At 62.9% G+C, this 14955-nt stretch carries 12 protein-coding genes; 2 read left to right on the top strand and 10 right to left on the bottom strand.

Annotated elements, in window-relative coordinates; genetic code table 11:
• The first annotated feature begins 29 nt into the window (after nt 1-29).
• Nucleotides 30-1340, top strand: a complete 1311-nt coding sequence (locus ABIE40_RS11815) for an MFS transporter (RefSeq protein WP_413709777.1) — start codon at nt 30-32, stop codon at nt 1338-1340.
• Between the two features lie 116 nt (nt 1341-1456).
• The gene (locus ABIE40_RS11820; protein WP_130277994.1) at nt 1457-2554 is read left to right on the top strand and encodes a metallophosphoesterase; all 1098 of its coding nucleotides are present in this window, start codon (nt 1457-1459) and stop codon (nt 2552-2554) included.
• Nucleotides 2555-2563: 9 nt separating this feature from the next.
• Here ABIE40_RS11820 and murB read toward each other — a convergent pair whose 3' ends face one another.
• From murB to ftsL, 10 genes are all read right to left on the bottom strand, one after another.
• On the bottom strand, nt 2564-3538 hold the full coding sequence (murB, locus tag ABIE40_RS11825; RefSeq protein ID WP_130277993.1) for a UDP-N-acetylmuramate dehydrogenase: 975 nt from the start codon (nt 3536-3538) through the stop codon (nt 2564-2566).
• Nucleotides 3535-4950, bottom strand: a complete 1416-nt coding sequence (gene murC / locus ABIE40_RS11830) for a UDP-N-acetylmuramate--L-alanine ligase (RefSeq protein ID WP_199629181.1) — start codon at nt 4948-4950, stop codon at nt 3535-3537. The genes murB and murC overlap by 4 nt, the downstream gene beginning before the upstream one ends.
• Nucleotides 4947-6071 (bottom strand): undecaprenyldiphospho-muramoylpentapeptide beta-N-acetylglucosaminyltransferase, encoded by a 1125-nt coding sequence (murG, locus tag ABIE40_RS11835; RefSeq protein WP_199629182.1) that lies wholly within the window; start codon nt 6069-6071, stop codon nt 4947-4949. Before murG ends, murC begins: the two co-directional genes overlap by 4 nt.
• 4 nt (nt 6072-6075) lie before the next feature.
• Entirely contained in the window at nt 6076-7230 is a 1155-nt protein-coding gene (gene ftsW, locus ABIE40_RS11840; protein ID WP_112715480.1) for a putative lipid II flippase FtsW, read from the bottom strand.
• Between the two features lies 1 nt (nt 7231).
• Nucleotides 7232-8644: a UDP-N-acetylmuramoyl-L-alanine--D-glutamate ligase gene (gene murD, locus ABIE40_RS11845; protein WP_199629183.1), complete on the bottom strand. Its 1413-nt coding sequence runs from the start codon at nt 8642-8644 to the stop codon at nt 7232-7234.
• A gap of 7 nt (nt 8645-8651) precedes the next feature.
• Nucleotides 8652-9752, bottom strand: coding sequence for a phospho-N-acetylmuramoyl-pentapeptide-transferase (gene mraY, locus ABIE40_RS11850; protein ID WP_112715484.1), 1101 nt, complete (start codon nt 9750-9752; stop codon nt 8652-8654).
• A gap of 22 nt (nt 9753-9774) precedes the next feature.
• Nucleotides 9775-11208 carry a UDP-N-acetylmuramoylalanyl-D-glutamyl-2,6-diaminopimelate--D-alanyl-D-alanine ligase gene (locus ABIE40_RS11855; protein ID WP_199629184.1) on the bottom strand — a complete coding sequence of 478 codons (1434 nt, stop codon included), beginning with the start codon at nt 11206-11208 and terminating at the stop codon, nt 9775-9777.
• Complete coding sequence (locus ABIE40_RS11860) at nt 11205-12665, bottom strand: UDP-N-acetylmuramoyl-L-alanyl-D-glutamate--2,6-diaminopimelate ligase (protein WP_199629185.1); 1461 nt, start codon at nt 12663-12665, stop codon at nt 11205-11207. Before ABIE40_RS11860 ends, ABIE40_RS11855 begins: the two co-directional genes overlap by 4 nt.
• A gap of 61 nt (nt 12666-12726) precedes the next feature.
• Complete coding sequence (locus ABIE40_RS11865; RefSeq protein WP_112715490.1) at nt 12727-14478, bottom strand: peptidoglycan D,D-transpeptidase FtsI family protein; 1752 nt, start codon at nt 14476-14478, stop codon at nt 12727-12729.
• 2 nt (nt 14479-14480) lie between these two features.
• Nucleotides 14481-14954: a cell division protein FtsL gene (gene ftsL, locus ABIE40_RS11870; RefSeq protein ID WP_199629186.1), complete on the bottom strand. Its 474-nt coding sequence runs from the start codon at nt 14952-14954 to the stop codon at nt 14481-14483.
• Between the last annotated feature and the right edge of the window lies 1 nt (nt 14955).

Consider the following 14955-nt stretch of genomic DNA (forward strand, 5'->3'; position numbering starts at 1 on the left):
TCCCAAGGCAAACAGCAATCCTGATTGGAATGACAATGTCTGACGCGATATCACCCGTATCGCCGACCCCCTCCTCTTCGAACAGTGCGCAAGTCAATTCGCCGGCGCGTGTTCTGATCGCGAGCCTCGTCGGCACCACCATCGAATTCTTCGACTTCTACGTCTATGCGACGGCCGCCGTGCTGGTCTTCCCGCATCTCTTCTTCCCGACGAGTGATCCGGCATCCGCACAGCTTCAGTCCTTCGCCACCTTCTCGATCGCCTTCTTCGCGCGCCCGCTTGGCGGCATCCTTTTCGGCCATTTCGGCGACCGTATCGGCCGCAAGGCGACGCTCGTCGCCGCGCTGATGACCATGGGCCTGTCGACCGTGGCGATCGGCATGCTGCCGGGTTACGACTCGATCGGCATCGTGGCGCCCCTGCTCCTGGCACTGTGCCGCTTCGGCCAGGGTCTCGGCCTCGGCGGTGAATGGGGCGGTGCCGTCCTGCTCGCCACCGAAAACGCCCCTCCCGGCAAGCGCAGCTGGTACGCCATGTTCCCGCAGCTCGGCGCGCCGATCGGATTCATCCTCTCGTCCGGCTTCTTCCTGATCCTGACGGAAACGATGACCAACGAGGACTTCCTGGCCTTCGGCTGGCGCATTCCCTTCGTCGCGAGCCTCGCGCTCGTCGCCGTCGGTCTCTATGTCCGCCTGAAGATCGCCGAAACGCCGGAGTTCCAGAAGGCCGTCGAGAAGCACGAGCGCGTTGCCGTTCCGGTCGCCGTCGTCTTCACCAAGCATTTCCGCAGCCTGGTTCTCGGCACCTTCATCGCCGTCGCCACCTTCGTTCTGTTCTACCTGATGACGGTCTTCACGCTGTCCTGGGGCACGTCGAAGCTCGGCTACTCGCGTGAGCAGTTCCTGGTCATCCAGCTTGTCGGCGTTGTGTTCTTCGGCCTGACGATCCCGCTCTCCGGCCTGCTTTCCGACCGCTACTCGCGCCGCCTGATCCTCATCCTGGTAACGATCGGCATCGCGATCTTCGGCTTCTTCTACGCCTCGCTGTTGACTGCAGGCCTGACGGGCGCCTTCCTGTGCTCGATCATCGGCCTCGCGCTGATGGGTTTCACCTACGGTCCGATCGGCGCTGCACTTGCAGCCCCCTTCCCGACCTCGGTGCGCTATACCGGCGCCTCGATGACCTTCAACCTCGGCGGCATCTTCGGCGCCTCGCTGGCGCCCAACATCGCCAGCTGGCTGGCGACGCATTACGATCTCTCCTATGTCGGCTACTATCTTTCCGGCGCAGCAGTGATCTCGCTGGTCTGCATACTGCTGTCCGGCCGCGAAGAAGTCTAAGCGCTTCGAAAGCCCAATCGATGAGAGGCCGCGGTGGCAACACCGCGGCCTTTTCGATTCTTGTCTGTTAACGTCTGCCCCCTACTCTCTCCTCAAAAGCAGAAGAGAGGACGATCATGCTGACGAGACGGTCACTGCTGACACAGGGTATGGGCGCAGGTTTTGCGCTATCGATGCCGCGCCTGTCGCGCGCCGCCGTCCCTGATGTCAACGTCACCTTCCTCGTCATCAACGACGTGCATGCCTGCCGCATCGGCGATGGCCTCAGCCCCAATTGCCAGCAGGAAGGCAAGACCGACGCCAACCTGCTGCGCCACATCCTGGCGCTCAACAACATCCACCATCAGACATGGCCCGAAGAGATCGCCGGCAAGCCGAGCGGCCTCAGCGTCGCCGGCAAGGAGATCGCCCGCCCGCAGGGCATTATCGTCTGCGGCGACGTCACCGACGATGGCGGCGGCCAGACGGCGGAATTCGCCGAGGGTTCGCAGCTCCTGCAGTTCTCACACCGCTACCAACAGGGCCGCGGCTCCGATCACGTCCATTTCCCCGTCTATGTCGGCCTCGGCAATCACGACCTCGATCAGGACGGCCGCCCGCCGCAGGTCGACTGGTACCGCGACGAGCTGCGCGACTACGTGCAGATGAATCACAAGCCGAGCGTCTTCTTCAAACCGGCCGTCCCCGTCGACAACTACGACGAGGCGTCGGACAACTACTCCTGGAACTGGGGGGGCCTGCATCTGATCCAGGCGCAGCGCTATGGCGGCGATAACAGCAAGGGCACGGCAAGCAGCCTCGACTGGATGAAGCAGGACCTGAAGACCTACGCATCCGACGGCAGGCCCGTCGTCATCTTCCAGCACTACGGCTGGGATCATTTCTCCACCGAGCGCTGGGACCCGGCAAAAAGCACCTTCGACGACGACGGCACCGGCACGCCGCATTGGTGGGATGAATCAGAACGTCAGGATCTGCTCGCAAGCCTCAGCGGCTACAACGTAATCGGCATTTTCCACGGCCACGAACACGACACGCCGATGGCCTACAAGGTCAACGGCATCGACGTCTTCAAGGCCAAGGCTGCCTTCATGGGAGGCTTCACGCTGGTGCGTGTCAGCAACGATCGGATGGACGTGGCGATCGGCGAAGCCGCAGACGACAAAGGCGGCGTCCGTTTCGACACCGCCTTCAGCAAAGCCCTCAGATTGTAGAAGCCAGCCTTATTCGCTGGTCACGCCCTGGAACGGACGCACTTCACGGCCCGGCATGAACACGCCGAAACGCTTGATTTCCCATTCGAGCTTGATGCCGGAATTCTCGAAGACTTCGCGGCGAACCTGTTCGCCGAGATATTCGAGATCGTAACCGGTCGCCTGCCCCATGTTGATCATGAAGTTGCAGTGAAGCGACGACATCTGCGCCCCGCCGATGACGAGACCGCGGCAGCCCGCTTCGTCGATCAGCTTCCAGGCCGAATGACCCTCGGGGTTCTTGAAGGTCGAGCCACCGGTCTTCTCGCGGATCGGCTGCACGGTCTCGCGATGGTTGCGCACGGCATCCATGTCGGCACGGATCTTGGCACGGTCCTCGGCATAGCCTTCGAACAGCACCGAGGTGAAGATCAGGTCCTTGGCAGCCGAGGAATGGCGATAGGAATAGCCCATATCCGCATTCGAGAGCACATGCTTGTTGCCCTTGCGGTCGATCGCCGTCAACTCGACCAGACGCTCGCGCGTCTCGCCGCCATTGGCGCCGGCATTCATGCGCGCCGCGCCGCCGATGCTGCCCGGGATGCCGTAGTAGAAATGGAAACCGCCGATGCCGTTATCCATCGCCATCGCCGCGACATGCTTGTCGGGGCAGATCGCGCCGGCGCGGATGCGGTTCTCACCGGCAAGCTCCAGACCGCCAAAACCCTTGGCGGACAGGCGCAGAACGACGCCCGGAATGCCGCCGTCGCGCACCAGAAGGTTCGAGCCGACGCCGACCACGGTCAGCGGCACCTCTTCCGGCAGCAGCTTCATGAAGGCGACCAGATCGTCCTCGTCATGCGGCTGGAACATCAGCTCGGCGAGACCGCCGGCGCGGAACCAGGTGACGCGATCCATGGGGGCATCCGGCGTGATACGACCGCGGATATCCTTGACGCCTTCTCCCAGAGACTCGAGAAGCTTTTCCCCATTGACCTGTTTCATGCAGACTTTCCCGAAAGGCCTTCCAATTGCTTCGGCAGTGCAGCTGCCCAATAAGTGATACTCCCAGCCCCCAAGAGAACCACGAAATCACCCGGCTTTGCAATCTCTGCAACCAGCTCAGGTAGTACGTCTTGTGACGGAAGGAACCGCGCGTCGCGATGGCCGCCCGCCTTGATGCGCGAAACGAGCGCCTCGGAATCGACGCCCTCGATCGGCTCTTCACCCGCGACATAGACCGGAGCAAGGAAGATGCTATCGGCATCGTTGAAGCAGTTCGAGAATTCTTCGAACAGGCTCGACAGGCGCGTATAGCGATGCGGCTGGTGGACGGCGATGACGCGGCCCTTGCAGGCCTCGCGCGCGGCGCGCAGCACGGCCTTGATCTCGACCGGGTGGTGACCGTAGTCGTCGAACACCTGGACGCCATTCCATTCGCCTGTCAGCGTGAAGCGCCGCTTGACGCCGCCGAAGGACGCGAGGCCCTTGGCGATGTCCTCGTTGGAAATACCGAGGCGGTTGGCGACGGCGATCGCGGCCGTGGCGTTGGCAATATTGTGACGGCCGGGCATCGGCATCACCAGATTGTCGAGCTTGAACACCTTGCCGGTGCGGCGGCGGCGGATCTCGACGTCGAAGATCGAGCGCGCGCCGTCGATGCGGACATTCATGAAGCGTACGTCGGCCTGCGGGTTTTCGCCGTAGGTGACGACCTTGCGGTCCTCGATACGGCTGACCAGCGCCTGCACTTCCGGATGATCGAGGCACATGACGCCGAAGCCGTAGAACGGCACGTTCTCGACGAACTGGCGGAAGGCCGCGCGCACGGCATCGAAATTGCCGTAATGGTCGAGATGTTCGGGGTCGATATTGGTGACGACGGCAACGTCGGCCGGCAGCTTCAGGAAGGTGCCGTCGGATTCGTCGGCTTCGACCACCATCCACTCGCCGTCGCCCATGCGGGCGTTGGTGCCGTAGGCATTGATGATACCGCCATTGATGACGGTCGGATCGAGACCGCCGGCCTCGAGCAGCGTCGCCACCAGCGAGGTGGTCGTCGTCTTGCCATGCGTGCCGCCGATGGCGATCGCATTGCGGAAGCGCATCAGCTCGGCCAGCATTTCGGCACGGCGAACGACCGGCAGCAGCTTTTCGCGCGCCGCGATCAGTTCCGGATTGGTCTTCTTGATCGCCGTCGAGACGACGACGACTTCGGCATCGCCGAGGTTCTCGGCCTTGTGGCCGACGAAGACTTCGATGCCCTTTTCGCGCAGGCGCTGAACGTTCGCACTGTCGGACTGGTCGGATCCCTGGACCTTGTGGCCGAGATTATGCAGCACTTCGGCAATACCGCTCATGCCGATGCCGCCGATGCCGATGAAATGGACGAGGCCTATCGCCTTCGGCAGTTTCATGACTGTGCCCCCTTGAACTCTGCAATTGTACGTCCGGCGGCAATAGCCTCTACCATGCCCGCAAGCAAGTTCGCAGCGTCCGGTTTCCCAGCCTGCTTGGCTGCAGCCGCCATCCGCGCCAGCTTTTCCGGGTCGTTCATCGCGTGCGTCAGGATCGAGGCGATCTTCTCGGACGACAGTTCGGCCTGGACGATGACCTTGGCGCCGCCGGTCGCGGCAAGCGCTGCGGCATTCGCCGCCTGGTCATGATCCAGAGCATGCGGATAAGGCACGAGTACGGCCGGGCGGCCGATGACGGAGATTTCCGACACGGTCGATGCCCCCGAACGGCAGATCACCAGATGCGCTTTCGCGAGGCGTTCGGCCATGTCGGTGAAGAACGGCGCGATGTCGGCGCCCATCTTCAGCTGCGCAACGCAGCCGCCGACCATTTCCATGTCCTCGGGCCGCACCTGCTGGGTAATCCGCAGCCGCGCACGCAAGTTGTCGTCGAGCAGGCTGATCGCCGTCGGCATCGCCTTGGAGAAATACTGCGCGCCCTGGCTGCCGCCGAAGACGACGAGATTGAAGGGCTCGCCCGGATGGGACGGCGTGTAGGGAACCCTAGCAGCCTCGATGATCGCGGGGCGAACCGGGTTGCCCGTCGTCACCGTCTTCTCGGGATAGGAGCCACCATTCTCGGGCAGGAAGCCGCCGGCGATCGCCTGGACGCGGGCTGCCAGCGCCTTGTTGGCGCGGCCCATCACGGCGTTCTGCTCGTGGATCATCGCGGGCACGCCGAGGCGCGTCGCGGCCAGCAGCGGCGGCACGGTCGGATAGCCGCCGAAACCGACGACGACGGCGGGCTTCAGCTTCTGGATCAGCTTCTTGGCGGCGCGCATGCCGCTCCATAGCGTCCAGAGCGAGCGCGCGACGGCGATCGGGTTCTTCGAACCGATCGTTGCCGAGGGCACGACATGGATCTGCTCCGCCGGGAATTTGCCGGCATAGCGCTCGGCGCGGCTGTCGGTGACCAGATGAACGGAATAACCGCGGGCCTTCAGCTCATAGGCCAAGGCTTCCGCGGGAAACACGTGGCCGCCGGTTCCCCCGGCGGCAAGAAGGACGATGCCTTTACTCATATTCTTACTCCGCCGGCATTCCGTGCGGCACGCGGAAGAGGCTCCGGTCCTGCGCACGTTTTTCCGGGCGATGGCGCGTCAGCGCGAGAATGAAACCGGCGGTCACGCAGATCGCGACCATGGACGAGCCGCCGTAGGAAATCAGCGGCAGCGTCATGCCCTTTGCCGGAAGCAGTTCGAGATTGACGCCGATATTGATGATCGACTGGATGCCCATCTGCAGCACGAGGCCGGCGACGGCAAACCGGTTGAAGTCGTTCTTCTCCTTATATGCGTGCGACAGCCCCCTCAAAACAAGGACCGTGAACAGCGCAACGAGCGCGATGCAGAAGATGATGCCGAACTCTTCGGCAGCGACCGAGAAGATGAAGTCGGTATGGGCATCCGGGATGATGCGCTTGACGATGCCCTCGCCCGGCCCCTGGCCGAACCAGTCGCCGCGGATGATCGCCTCGCGGGCGGTATCGATCTGGAACGTGTCGCCCTCACCGGTCATGAACTTGTCTATTCGCCCGGCAACGTGCGGGAAGACGTAGTAGGCCGAGACGAGGCCACCGGCGCCGCCGACGCCGAGCACGATGATCCAGAGCCAGGGCATCCCGGCCATGAAGAACATGCCCCCCCAGACCGCGGTCGTCAGGATCGTTTGGCCAAGGTCAGGCTGGGCGACGAGAAGTGCCGCGACCATGCCGAACAGGATGATGGCGAAGAGGTTGCCCGGAATCTCCGGCTGGCGCGCATGCTCGGCAAACAGCCAGGCGCAGACGACGACGAAAGCCGGCTTCATGAATTCCGACGGCTGGATGGAGATGCCGGCGAGCGTTACCCAGCGCCTGGAGCCCTTGACCTCGACGCCGAAGAACAGCGCCAGAAGCATCATCGCCAGCGCGACGATCAGAAGCAGGATCGCGGTGCGGCGCACCTGACGCGGCGTCAGGAACGACAGCCCGATCATCACCATCAGCGACGGGATCATGAAGGCCGCGTGGCGCTTGACGAAGTGGAAAGGCTCGAGCCCGATGCGCTCGGCAACCGCAGGCGACGCGGCGAAGGACAACATGAAGCCGATGCCCATCAGGAAGACGAACATCGCCAGGAAAAAGCGGTCGATGGTCCAAAACCAATCGGCCAGAGGCCCACGTTCCGCGCGGCTTACCATGTCATTTATCTCCTGTTGCCGAACCGATCAGCATGGTGATTCCGTCGAGCGCTGCCACATGGCTGACAAATGCATCGCCCCTGACTTCGAAGTTCTTATATTGGTCGAAGCTTGCGCAAGCCGGGGATAGCATCACCGCGACAGGGCCAGTTTCATCTTTTTCCGCATCGGCAGCCGCATGCGCGACAGCGCGCTCCAACGTGCCGGAGATCTCGTAAGGCACCGCCTCGCCGAGCGTCGCGGCAAATTCCGCCGCCGCCTCGCCGATCAGATAGGCCTTGGCGATCCGCGGGAAGAACGGCGCGAGCGTCGTGATGCCACCCGCCTTCGGCAGGCCGCCGGCGATCCAGTAGATCCGGTCGTAGCTTGAAAGCGCCGGCGCTGCCGCATCGGCATTGGTCGCCTTCGAATCGTTGACGAAGACGGCGTGGCCGCGCCTGCCGACCGGCTGCATGCGATGCTTCAGGCCCGGGAAGGACGCGAGCCCTGCCCTGATCTCATCGGCGCTGACGCCGACCGCGAGGCAGGCCGCAACGGCCGCAGCCGCATTCTGCGCATTGTGGCTGCCACGCAGCGTCTGGATGCCATCGAGATCGGCAAGCGGCAGTGCCGCGCCACCGGAGGCATGAATGAGCCTAGTGCCTTCAGCGTAAATGCCATCGGCCAGCGGCTGGCGGCGCGAGATGCGGACAACCTTGGTCCCGGCGCGCTCGACGCGGTCGGCGATCATTTCGCAATAGCTGTCATCGACGCCGACGATCGCCGTGTCGCTTCCCGCGACCAGCCGTTCCTTGACGTCGGCATAATGCTGCATAGTGCCGTGACGATCGAGGTGATCGGGCGTCAGGTTGAGAAGGATGCCCGCCGACGGATTGAGCGTCGGCGCCAGATCGATCTGGTAGGACGAGCACTCGACCACATAAAAGCGCTGCGCCTTGGGCGGATCGAGCGTCAGGACGGCGGTGCCGATATTGCCGCCGAGCTGCGTATCCCTGCCTGACGATTTCAGGATATGGGCGATCAGCGCCGTCGTAGTCGACTTGCCGTTGGTGCCGGTGATCGCGATGAACGGGCTGTCAGGCGCATGGGCGCGACGCTCGCGAACGAAGAGCTCGACATCGCCGACGATATCGACACCGGCGGCACGCGCCAGATCAACGGTCCAATGCGGCTTCGGATGGGTCAACGGCACGCCTGGAGACAGCACGAAGAGCGACTGCGCCGCCCAATCGATACCGTGAAGATCGGCCGTCGCGATGCCTTCGGCACCAACCTTGGCGACACTATCAGGATTGTCGTCCCAGGCTGTGACTTCTGCGCCTCCGGCAACCAGCGCCCGGGCCGTGGCAAGGCCGGAACCGCCGAGCCCGAAAAGCGCGACCTTCTTGCCAGCAAGTGTCGTGACCGGAATCATCGCCCGCTCACCGCAGCTTCAGGGTGGAAAGGCCGAGCATCGCCAGGCCGACGGCGACGATCCAGAAGCGGATGACCACCTGGCTTTCCGTCCAGCCCTTCTTTTCGAAATGGTGATGGATCGGCGCCATCAGGAAGACGCGGCGGCCGGTCATCTTGAAGAAGCCGACCTGAATGATCACCGAGAGCGTCTCCATCACGAACAGGCCGCCGATGATCGCCATGACGATCTCATGCTTGGTGGCGACGGCAACCGTGCCGATCGTGCCGCCGAGCGCCAGCGAACCGGTATCGCCCATGAAGATTGCAGCGGGTGGCGCATTGAACCACAGGAAGCCGAGACCGGCGCCAATGACGGCGCCGAGAACGACGGCAAGCTCGCCGGTGCCGGGCACGAAATTGATCTGCAGATAGCCCGCGAACACCGCGTTACCAGCAAGGTAAGAGATAATGCCGAAGGAGGCCGCGGCGATCATCACCGGAACGATCGCCAGACCGTCGAGACCGTCTGTCAGGTTCACGGCATTGCCGGCCGCGACGATGACGAAGCCGCCGAATACCACGAACATGATGCCGAGATTGATCAGGAAGTCCTTGAAGAACGGGAAGGCAACCGATGAGCCGAAGGTCGAGCCCGCAGGACCCGAGGCCAGCGACGTGCGCATCATGAAATAGACGGCGATGCCGGCGATGATGAACTCGATACCGAGGCGGGCCTTGCCGGAAAAGCCCTTGTCGCTCTGCTTCGTCACCTTGAGATAGTCGTCATAGAAACCGATGGCGCCGAAACCGAGCGTCACCAGCAGCGTCGCCACGACATAGACGTTCGAGAGGTCAGCCCAGAGCAGCGACGAACCGACGATACCGGCCAGAATCATCAGGCCGCCCATGGTCGGCGTACCGGCCTTCTTGAAATGCGTCTGCGGACCATCGGCGCGGATCGGCTGACCCTTGCCCTGGCGGATGCGCAGCGACCGGATGATCATCGGCCCGAACAGGAAGACGATCAGTGCGGAAGTGAAGAGAGAGGCGCCTGTGCGGAAGGTAATGTATCTGAACAGGTTCAGAAATTTAAAATGTTCCGACAGTTCGACTAGCCAAATCAGCATTCAGGGCCCCTTGTTTACCCGATCAAATCTCGCGCTGCGTGTCCGCAAATGGCGCAAACTTGTCAAGGAGCGCGGCAACGATCTTGCCGAAACCAATCCCCAATGACGATTTGACCATCAAGACATCGCCCGGCTCGACCGAGTTCAGTACAAAATCTTTGAGTTCTTCCGTCGTCTCGCGGTACTCGACGGCAACGCTGTCGGGGAGCGAATCCCTCAGCGCCTGCATGTCCTTGCCTGCGAGCCAGACATGTTCGATACCGGCCGCAAGCAGCGGACCGGCCAGATCGGAATGTACACGCTCGGCAAACTCGCCCATCTCCAGCATGTCGCCGAGCACGGCGACGCGGCGGCCGTAGCCCTGCGGGACGGCGGCGGCGAGCAGCGCGATCGCCGCGCGCATAGAGGCCGGGTTGGCGTTGTAGCTCTCGTCGATGACGGTCAAGGTGCCCGCACCGAGCCTCAGCTTGTGACGCTTGCCCCTGCCCTTCTCGGGCTGCAGCGTTGCCAGCGCATCGATCGCCTTGTCGAGATCGGCACCGACGAGCGTCACGACGCCGAGTGCGGCAAGCGCATTCTCGGCGATATGGCGGCCGGGCGCGCCGATCGCCACTTCAAGCGTATCGCCATCGATCGTCAGCCACAGCGCCGAACTCTCGTCGGAACCGTTGAATTCGGCGAGACGGAATTCCGCCTTGGCATGCTGGCCGAAGGAATGGATGTTGGTGATGCCGAGCGCCTGGGCGGTCCGGTCGAGGAAATTATACTGGTCGTTGTCGCGGTTCAGCACGACATGACCGCCGGGCGTCAGGCCCTCAAAGATCTCGGCCTTGGCGGCAGCGATTTCCTTGATGCTCTTGAAGTTGCCAAGATGCGCCGGCGCGATCGTGGTGATGACGGCGACATGCGGGCGGATCATCTGCACCAGCGGACGGATCTCGCCAGGATGATTCATGCCGACTTCGAAGACGCCGTAATGCGTATCGAGCGGCATGCGCGCCAAAGTCAGCGGCACGCCCCAGTGATTGTTGAAGGATGCGACCGACGCATGCACCTTGCCGGATGGCGAAAGCACATGGCGCAGCATCTCCTTGGTGGTCGTCTTGCCGACAGAACCGGTCACCGCGATGATCTGCGCCCGCGAGCGCTGACGCGAGGCGATCGCCAGGCGTCCAAGCGCATCCAGCACATCGTCGACGACGATCATCGGCACGGTCAGCCGGCCGAGACCCGCAAGCCGCGCTTCACTGACGACGAGCAGCGACGCCCCGTTGGCCATCGCCATCGAGGCATAGTCGTGACCATCGACGCGGTCACCCTTGATGGCGAAGAAGGCTTCGCCCGGCCCGATCGAGCGGCTGTCGATGGAAATACCGGTGATCCCCTGCGGCAGCGTGCCGAAGGGGCGTCCCGCCATCGCGGTGATCATGTCTTCCGTGGTCCAAAGCCAGTTCAAGGTTTCAGCTCCTCCAAGGCCTCACGCACTTCGGCGTGATCCGAGAAAGGCAGCGTCACACTCCCGATGGTCTGCCCTTCTTCATGTCCCTTGCCGGCGACAATCAGCGTGTCGCCCGACTTCAGCATTGCGACGGCCTTGCTGATCGCCAGCGACCGGTCGGCGATTTCGGTGGCGCAGGTCGCAGCCGCCATGATTTCGGCGCGGATCGTCGCCGGATCTTCCGAGCGCGGATTGTCGTCGGTGACGATGACCACGTCGGCCAGGCGGCAGGCGATCTCGCCCATGATCGGGCGCTTACCCTTGTCGCGGTCGCCGCCGCAGCCGAAGACCACGACGACACGGCCGGTGGTGAACGGGCGGACGGAATTCAGGACGTTCTCAAGCGCATCCGGCTTGTGGGCATAATCGACGTAAGCGAGCGCGCCATCCTGGGTGTGGCCGACCAGCTCGAGGCGGCCGGAAGCACCCTGCAGCTTTTCGAGCGCGGCCATCGCCACCTTGGCCGGAATGCCTGTCGACATCGCAAGCCCTGCGGCAACCAGCGCATTGGCGATCTGGAAATCGCCGGCGAGCGGAATATCGACCTCGAAAATCTCGTCGCCGACATGCACTTCGGCCACCTGCTTGTGGCGGAAATGCTCGACGCGCTTCAATGTCAGGTAATCGCCCTTGCGGCCGACTGTGCGGACATCGTGACCGGCCTTGGTGGCCGCTTCGATCGCCTGCGGCGACCATGCGTCATCGGCAAAGATGATCGCCGGCGAGCCCTTCGGCAGCAGCGTATCGAAGAGCCGCATCTTGGCGGCCATGTAGTCCTCGATCGTCGGATGGTAATCCATGTGATCGCGGCCGAGATTTGTGAATGCGGCAGCGGCCAGCTTGACGCCATCGAGACGGCTCTGGTCGAGACCGTGGCTCGACGCTTCCATCGCCGCATGCGTCACGCCCTCATCGGCGAGTTCGGCAAGCAGCTTGTGCAGCGAAACCGGGTCGGGCGTGGTCAGCGAGCCGTAATCGTTGCGGGTCGGCGAAACGACGCCCGTCGTACCGATCATCGCGGCCGGATGCCCGGCATGAGCATAAATCTGACGGGTGAAGGAGGCGACGGAGGTCTTGCCTGCCGTGCCCGTTACCGCAACCATCGTTGCCGGCTGCCTGCCGTAGAAATTGGCCGCCGCAAGCGACAGGAATCGGCGCGGATCCTTGACGACGAGAACGGGGATGGAAGCTTCGACCGGCTGCGAGCTGATCGCGACTGCGGCACCGTTCCTGGCAGCGTCAGCGATGAAGCCCGCGCCATCGGCCTTGGTCCCGGCAACGGCGACGAAAGCCATGCCGCGTTCGACCTTGCGGCTGTCGGCTGTCAGGCCTGAAATTCCCAGCCCGCCTGCCGGTCCGTCGAGTTGATCCTTGATTTCCGGAAATGCGCTTCCGGCAATGTCCCGCAGTTTCATCAATGTCTTTTCTCTCTGGCGCCGCTCACCCCACGCGAATCGGCGCCGTATTCATTCAGACTCAATAAGACACCAACAAGGCCGATCCGTCTTCGCCGAATTGCGGTTCGACGCCAAGAATGGGGGCTGCGCGGCGGATAATGTTCTTCACCATCGGCGCAGCCGTGTAAGCGGCGATGTTCTGGCCCTTCTCGCCGTTATGCGGCTCGTCGCAGAAAGTCAGCACCACATAGCGCGGATTGTCGATCGGGAAGGCCGCCAGGAAGGCGTTGAAGTTGAGGTTATGGGCGTAGCGGCCGTTGACGACCTTGTCGGCCGTCCCGGTCTTGCCGCCAACATTGAAGCCCGGCACGTCGGCATTGCGGCCCGAACCCTTCAGACCGTTCAACTTGAAGAGATAGCGAATGCTGTCGCTGGTGCTCTTCTTGACGACCACTTCGGCCGTCTCGTCCGCCTGTTCGCGGGTGCGCGGCAGGAAGGTCGGCTCGATCAGCTTGCCGCCGTTGACGAGAGCAGCACCGGCAACCGCCGTCTGCATCGGCGTTGTCGAAACACCGTGGCCGAAGGAGATCGTGATCGAGTTGATCTTCTTCCAGACCCTCGGCTGGCTCGGCATCTTCACTTCAGGAAGCTCGGTCTTCATCTTCGTCAGCAGGCCGAAGCGCGTCAGGTAGTCCTTCTGCATCTCCATACCGACGATGTCGATCATCTTCGCGGTACCGATGTTCGACGAATATTCGAAGATTTCAGGAACCGTCAGCCAGCGGCGCTGGCCGTGAAAGTCGTTGATGGTAAAGCCGCCGATGCGGATCGGGCGGCTGGCATCGAAGCTGTCGTTGATGCTGACCTTGCCGCTGTCGAGCGCCATGGCGGTCGAGAAGGTCTTGAAGGTCGAGCCCATTTCGAACGTGCCGTTCGACATGCGGTTCAGCCAGCCTTCCTTGGCGCCCTCTTCCGGATTGTTCGGATCGAAGTCAGGCGCCGAAGCCATGCCGAGCACTTCGCCGGTATGGATGTCGAGCACGACGGCACCGGCACCCTTGGCTTCGTAATTGGTCACGGCGCTGGTGACGACGTCGCGGACGATGTTCTGGACGCGGATATCGATGGAGAGCTTCACCGGCTCGAGCGGCTGACCGCTGGTCATGCCGACGGAAGCGAGATCGGCCAGACCCTGATCGTCGATATATTTCTCCATGCCGGAGACGCCGCGGTTGTCGATATTGACGTAGCCGAGGATATGCGAGGCCGTCGGACCACCCGGATAGAAGCGGCGCTTTTCCGGACGGAAGCCGACGCCGGGAATGCCGAGCGCCAGGATCTGGCTCTGCTGCTTCGGCGTCAGCTGGCGGCGCAGCCAGGCGAAATGCGAGCTCTTCACCGAAAGCTTGCGATAGGTGCCCTTGACGTCGAGATCCGGCAATACGGTCGCCAGCTTTTCGATCGCCTCATCGGCATCGACGATCTTGTTCGGCTCGGCAAACAGCGACACCGTGCGGATGTCGGTCGCCAGCACCTCGCCGTTGCGGTCGAGAATATCAGGGCGCGAGGCCATCAGCCGGTCGGGCGGCAGGATCGAGGAAACGACCTCGGGATCCTTCATCGCATATTCGACGAGACGGCCGCCGATGACGCCGTAAAGCGCCGTGAAGCCGATGATCAGCAGGCCGACGCGGCTTTTCGCCTGGCCGGACTTCTTCTTGCGCGAACCTTCCAGCGGAAGGCTGCCGGTCGGGCCGCCGAAGCGGTTATAGACGCCGGAGGAGAAATGAGCCTGGCTCTTCAGAACCATGATGCGAGAGAGAAACGACATGCTTACTCCACCGATCCGGTTGCCATTTCGTCCTGGTCTTCGCCCTCGGGCACAGCGGCCCGCGGCACAGGCTTCGGCGCCGCCTTGGCGGCAACAGCCGTTCCAGCCGCCGGCTTCTTTGCAGCCACGGCAGGAGCGCCCGGCTTCTGGTCGGCCTTGGCTTCGGTGATATCGGGAACCGGAACCTGCGACTTCAGCATCGGCAGTTCGCGTGCGTGGATGAGCGAGGTCGAATCCGTCGGCTGCAGCTTCAACTCGTCATTATAAGTATTGACGAGGCGCTCCAGCCGGTTCGGTTGAGACTGCAGGGCCCAGTCGGCCTTCAGCAGTTCGATCGTGTCCTTCTCGAGCTTGATCTCGGCCTCGAGGCGATGAACCTCCTCGAGCTTCAGCTCGGCGCGATGCTTGATCGTATAGGTCACGGCGGCCGCGGCCGTCATGACACCGATCAAAACGAAGTCGAACGTTCTCAGCACA

The organism is Rhizobium sp. OAE497, from assembly GCF_040546565.1.
Lineage (GTDB): Bacteria > Pseudomonadota > Alphaproteobacteria > Rhizobiales > Rhizobiaceae > Rhizobium.

Excerpts from the sequence above, each read along its gene's own strand:
- ABIE40_RS11815 (WP_413709777.1), top strand. The coding sequence starts at position 30 with ATGACAATGTCTGACGCGATATCACCCGTATCGCCGACCCCCTCCTCT.
- ABIE40_RS11820 (WP_130277994.1), top strand. The coding sequence starts at position 1,457 with ATGCTGACGAGACGGTCACTGCTGACACAGGGTATGGGCGCAGGTTTT.
- murB (WP_130277993.1), bottom strand. The coding sequence starts at position 3,538 with ATGAAACAGGTCAATGGGGAAAAGCTTCTCGAGTCTCTGGGAGAAGGC.
- murC (WP_199629181.1), bottom strand. The coding sequence starts at position 4,950 with ATGAAACTGCCGAAGGCGATAGGCCTCGTCCATTTCATCGGCATCGGC.
- murG (WP_199629182.1), bottom strand. The coding sequence starts at position 6,071 with ATGAGTAAAGGCATCGTCCTTCTTGCCGCCGGGGGAACCGGCGGCCAC.
- ftsW (WP_112715480.1), bottom strand. The coding sequence starts at position 7,230 with ATGGTAAGCCGCGCGGAACGTGGGCCTCTGGCCGATTGGTTTTGGACC.
- murD (WP_199629183.1), bottom strand. The coding sequence starts at position 8,644 with ATGATTCCGGTCACGACACTTGCTGGCAAGAAGGTCGCGCTTTTCGGG.
- mraY (WP_112715484.1), bottom strand. The coding sequence starts at position 9,752 with ATGCTGATTTGGCTAGTCGAACTGTCGGAACATTTTAAATTTCTGAAC.
- ABIE40_RS11860 (WP_199629185.1), bottom strand. The coding sequence starts at position 12,665 with ATGAAACTGCGGGACATTGCCGGAAGCGCATTTCCGGAAATCAAGGAT.
- ABIE40_RS11865 (WP_112715490.1), bottom strand. The coding sequence starts at position 14,478 with ATGTCGTTTCTCTCTCGCATCATGGTTCTGAAGAGCCAGGCTCATTTC.